This window comes from Pontiella sp. (assembly GCF_041622395.1).
GTDB lineage: Bacteria > Verrucomicrobiota > Kiritimatiellia > Kiritimatiellales > Pontiellaceae > Pontiella.
Map to the genome: position 1 here is coordinate 1 of NZ_JBFJYW010000366.1, position 3,338 is coordinate 3,338.

At 60.3% G+C, this 3,338-nt stretch carries 1 protein-coding gene; it reads right to left on the reverse strand.

The window, feature by feature from the left end; all coding sequences use genetic code 11:
- Nucleotides 1-494: 494 nt before the first annotated feature.
- Nucleotides 495-2,849 (reverse strand): polysaccharide biosynthesis protein, encoded by a 2,355-nt coding sequence (locus ABYO54_RS15550; RefSeq protein WP_372809148.1) that lies wholly within the window; start codon nt 2,847-2,849, stop codon nt 495-497.
- Between the last annotated feature and the right edge of the window lie 489 nt (nt 2,850-3,338).

Here is a 3,338-nt window from a genome sequence, read left to right on the forward strand (position 1 = left end):
GCGGATCGCCAATGAGAGAAGGAGTTTGTCCCGCTCCCCCGCCGGAATACCGTGTTGATCAATGACCGCAAAGGCACGAAGAGGCCAAGGGGCTCGTACTTGCCGCATTTCAGCCTAAGCCGGAAGAGCAGGAACCAAAAACAATCAATGACCGCAAAGGCACAAAGAGGCGAAGGGACTCGTACTTGCCGCATTTCAGCCTAAGCCGGCGCAGCTGGAACGAAATTTTACCACCCGCTATGCTAGAGGACACAGAGGGCTGTAAATGCTCTGTGGTAAAAAAATCCGTTGCAAGCAGGATGGAATTTGAAACGCGAGGTTCTAAATCAAGGGATGAAAACCGTTGATGAACACGGATGGATGCGGATCGCCAATGAGAGAAGGCGTTTGTCCCGCTCCCCCGCCGGAGGAAGCGCCTGTTCAGACATCCGTCTTAAGCGGTATTCATCCGTGGCTCATTTGCTTCTCTAGGATAAAGCCGCCTCGACGCGCCGTCAGTCCAGCTGCTGGACACCGCCGGGTTCCGGCACCACGTTCACGGAGGGGTCGGAATAGGAATCCAGCGCGGCCTCGAATTCGCGCGGGGAGAAGGGTTTGCGGAGGATCGGCATGCAGATCTCGACTTCGAGCAACTCGCCGATGGTTTTGCAGTCGTATTCACTCATGGCGATGACGGGAAGATCGAGCGTCATCGCCCGGATCCTTTCATGCAGCTCCCAGGCGGTTGAGCGCGGCATGATGACATCGCACAGAACGGCGGAGTAGGCGCGGTCGGACGAAAGCAACTTGAGCGCTTCGGCAACCGAATCGAGGCTGTCGACTTCGTATCCGACCCCGGCGAGCACCTGCCGCAGCGCCGCGCCGAGTTCCAGCCGCCCGACGACCGCCAAAACCCGCCCTTTGGGGGCCGTCTTGCACTCGACCGGAGGGATCTCCACGGCCTCGGGCCACCGGTCGATCAGCCGGTGCACGCACTTTTCGGAAAACCCGGTCAGGAGCCGCTGGTTGAGTTCGGCATCGAAACCGATGAGGCGGTAAAGCAGCTCCTTGACCTTTTCGGTATGGCGCCCGACCGCCAGCGCTTCCAGATGGCGGACCGCCGTGGAAAGCACTTCGTTGGCCAGCGGATTTTCAGCCTGCTTGAGCACATTGATCTTAGGCACGAAGGTGGGCTTGAGCTCTTCGCCATAGGCCACGAGCTCCTCGTACATCTTTTCGCCGGGGCGCAGGCCGGTAATGTTGATGGAGATATCCACCCCCTCGCGCAGGCCGGAGAGCCGGATCATGTTGCGGGCCAGATCCATGATCTTCACCGGCGTTCCCATATCGAGCACGAAAATATCGCGCGGTTCGGCAATGATGCCGCACTGCAACACCAGCGAAACCGCCTCGGGAATCGTCATGAAATAGCGGGTCATTTCGGGATGGGTGACCGATATCGGCCCGCCGGCATCGATCTGCTTCTGGAAGATCGGGATCACGCTGCCGTTGCTACCGAGCACATTGCCGAAGCGCACGGCGGCGAAAACGGTGCCGGGGTCGGCGGATTTCACCGCCGGCCGGTTCATCGACTGGATGAGCAGTTCGCACATGCGCTTGGTGGCGCCCATCACATTGGTGGGGCGCACGGCCTTGTCGGTGGAGATCATCACAAAGCGCTTGCAGGCGTGGCGGCGGGCGGCTTCGGCCAGATGGCGGGTTCCGCGCACATTGTTGAGCACCGCCTCGTCGGGGTGCGTCTGCATCAGCGGCACATGCTTGTAGGCGGCGGCATGGTAGACGAACCCGGGCCGGGTTTCGGCAAAGACGCGCTCGACGACTTCGGGGTGCTTGATGTCGCCGATGACCGGATAGATGTCGAGATCGGGGTAGCGCTCGCGCAGTTCGCGGTCGATCTCGAAGAGCGGCGATTCGGCGGCATCGAGCAGGACGATCCGTTGCGGGGCGAAAGACGAAATCTGGCGGCAGAGTTCGGAGCCGATCGACCCGCCGGCGCCCGAAACGAGAACGGTCTGGCCCGCCAACCCTTCGCGCACCGGTCGGACATCCACCTCCACGGGTTTGCGGCCGAGCAGGTCCTCGATCTTCAACCCGCGCATGCGCTCGACGCGAACCTCGCCGGTGGATGCATCCTTGAGCAACGACACCGTATTGAAGCGGACATGCAGGCCATCGCAGCTGGCCACGATTTCCTCGAAGAGGCCCTCCCGCGGCTCCGAAATGGCGAACAGCACCACATCGATGCCATGCTCCTTGATGAATTCGCGCACATCCTTGGTATCGCCCAGCACGGGCACGCCATGAATGCGCCCGCCGTGCTTCACGGGATTCTGATCGACGAACCCGACCACCTCCATATCCTGGCCGAAAAAGCGCCGGTCAACGATCCGCAGGATCGTCTCGCCGAGATTACCGGCGCCCACCACCAGCGCGCGTTCCGCCGCCGCGCCCGCGGGACGGGCCGTCTGGAAATGGATCCGCCACAGCCGCACGGAAGCCCGGACGCCCACCAGCAAGGAGAGGCACAGCATCCAATCGAGGATATAGATCGAACGCGGCATGAACACGTGATGCCCGCCCGTCGCCAGCCAGAGCGGAATAAAGACCAGCGACCCCACCGAGACGGCTTTGAACAGCAACAGCACATCGTGCAAGCTCGTGTACCGGTAAAGGCCGCGGTGCACCTTGAACCCCCACAGCGTGATCATGCGGACCACCACCATCAGCGGCAGCCCCATCCCCAGAGACGGCAACTGGGCCTCCGGAATCCGCCCAAAATCGAACCGCAGCACAAACGCGCCGACGAACGCCGCGATGCAACACAGGGTGGTAAGGAAAATCCCCGCCATCTTATGGTGCCGTCTCAACGTTGCTCTCGCTTGAAATCCCATCCCTTTGATCCCCTTGAAAAACATCCCGCGAAACCCATTTGGGGTTACGCCGGGCGCATTAAGCCGAAAACCCGCAAGCAAGTGCAAGGAATTCCCTTTTCAATATTTAGTATCTTTTACTAGAGCTTTCCCAACACCTTCGCCCGCTTGCTTTTCGCCCCATGCCCCTGCCGGCGGACACCCCACCCAACGGGAAGAATCCGGCGATCGAAGAGGCCGCAAAGCCGGAAACCGACGCAATCCCCGGATTAATTCTTCGCGTTATTTGGAATCATCGTGCGCAGTCAAGCGGGTGGCAGGGCGGCAGGGTGGCATCATCAGAGATAATATTTTGACCGCAAAGACACAAAGGACACCTGCATTTCCAATGAATGTCCATTCGCGTTCATTCACGGTTCCAACCTCGATTTGCCTGCAAATCAACTCAGGCCGGAACGGCCCCCTTTA